This is a genomic window from Streptomyces sp. NPDC086777, from assembly GCF_040702065.1.
Taxonomy (GTDB): Bacteria; Actinomycetota; Actinomycetes; order Streptomycetales; family Streptomycetaceae; genus Streptomyces.
In genome coordinates this window covers 1-1,989 of sequence record NZ_JBFBJI010000097.1, presented here as the reverse complement: position 1 = coordinate 1,989, position 1,989 = coordinate 1, and the positions used below count along the sequence as shown (strand labels likewise).

At 68.8% G+C, this 1,989-nt stretch carries 2 protein-coding genes; both read left to right on the top strand.

Annotation, left to right across the window (positions count from 1 at the left end; genetic code table 11):
• Nucleotides 1-744, top strand: a 744-nt coding sequence (locus AB0472_RS45930; RefSeq protein ID WP_366365656.1) for a phosphopantetheine-binding protein, incomplete at its 5' end; no start/stop codon positions are given.
• Nucleotides 741-1,989, top strand: a 1,249-nt coding sequence (locus AB0472_RS45925; protein ID WP_366365655.1) for a condensation domain-containing protein, incomplete at its 3' end; no start/stop codon positions are given. The genes AB0472_RS45930 and AB0472_RS45925, both read left to right, overlap by 4 nt.

Below are 1,989 nucleotides of genomic sequence, written 5' to 3'. Positions count from 1 at the left end.
CGTGGGGGGTTGACGGCGGAGCGGTTTGTGGCGTGTCCGTTCGGGGGTCCGGGTGAGCGGATGTATCGGACGGGGGATCTGGTTCGTTGGACGTCCGAGGGGCAGTTGGTGTTCGTGGGGCGTGCGGATGATCAGGTGAAGATCCGCGGCTTCCGCATCGAACCCGGCGAGATAGAGGCGGTGCTCGCAGCCCACGCCCGAGTAACCCAGGCCGTGGTCGTCGCCCGTACCGATGCCAACGGCGACCAGCGCCTCGTCGCCTACGTCGTCCCGAACGGAGACGCCGACGGGGCGGACACGAACCTGCCTGTCGAACTACGCCTGTTCGCGGGCCGGCGATTGCCGGAGTACATGGTGCCGTCAGCCGTAGTGGTACTGGACGAGCTGCCCCTGACGGCGAACGGGAAGCTCGACCGGTCAGCCCTTCCTGCACCTGGTCCACGCCCCGTAAGTACCGGCCGTGAACCCTCCACGGAGGAGGAGCGGATCCTCTGCGAGGTCTTCGCCGACGTCTTCGGCCTGGAACAGGTCGGCGTCGACGACAGCTTCTTCGATCTGGGCGGGCACTCCCTGCTGGCCGTCCGGCTCGTCTCCGAGGTTCAGTCGCGGCTCGGGATCGAGATAGGAGTGCGGGCCCTGTTCGAGGCACCGACTCCGGCCGCGCTGGCAACGCGGCTGGGCACCGAACGGAAACCCGATCGACCGGTACTGCGCCCCATGCGTAGGGAAGGTGAATCCCGATGATCCCCCTGTCGTTCGCACAGCGGCGGTTGTGGTTCCTGGCCCAACTGGAGGGACCGAGCCCGATCTACAACCTGCCGGTCGCGCTGCGGCTGGAGGGCTCACTGAACCTCGACGCGCTGCGGATGGCAATGACGGACGTGGTGGCGCGGCACGAGGTGCTGCGCACCGTGCTCCCCGCCCGTGATGGGCAGCCGTTCCAGCGGGTGTTGGCACCCGAGGAGGTGGGCGAGGTCCTGCGGGTCGTCCACGCCGCCGAGGAGCAGGTGGCGGGGCTGGTGGCGGCCGAGGTCGGGCATGGCTTCGACCTGGCGGGGGAGATTCCGCTGCGGGCGTTGCTGGTCGAGACGGGTCCGGAGGCGCATGTGCTGGTGGTGGTGTTGCATCACGTGGCGGGGGACGGCTGGTCGATGGGGCCGTTGGCCCGTGACATCTCCCGGGCGTATGCGGCGCGACGGTCAGGACATGCACCCGACTGGGAGCCGTTGCCGGTCCAGTACGCGGACTACACCCTGTGGCAGCGGGAGTTGCTGGGCAGCGAGGAGCAGCCAGGAAGCGTCCTCGCCCAGCAGGTGTCCTATTGGCGGGAGGCGCTGGCGGGAGCGCCGCAGGAGCTCGCTCTGCCGGTCGACCACGTGCGCCCGACGACCGCATCGCACCGGGGCCACACGGTGGCCCTCGACATTCCGGCCGACGTGCATGCGCGGTTGGCCGCGTTGGCGCGTGAGCGGGGCGCGACACTGTTCATGGTGGTGCAGGCCGCGTTGGCGGTGCTGTTGTCGCGGCTGGGCGCAGGGGAGGACATCCCCATCGGCACGGCGGTAGCCGGCCGCACCGATCCCGCACTCCACGACCTGGTCGGCTTCTTCGTCAACACGCTGGTACTCCGCACTGATCTGTCGGGGGACCCGACCTTCGTCGACCTGTTGCGCCAGGTGCGCGAGACCAGTCTGACCGCCCTCGAACACCAGGACGTGCCGTTCGAACGGCTTGTGGAACTGCTGGCCCCGGACCGGTCGCTGACTCGCCACCCGCTGTTCCAGGTGATGCTCAGCGTGCAGCACGTCGGCCAGGCGTCCCTCAGACTTGCCGGCCTGCAGGCCGAGGGGATGCTCACGACGGACGGGACGATGACAGACGGACTACCGTCCCGGTTCGACCTGGAAGTGACGTTGAGTGAGGTCACTGATGGTGCGGGTCGTCCGGTGGGGTTGCGGGGGTCGGTGATCGGTTCGGCGGATCTTTTCG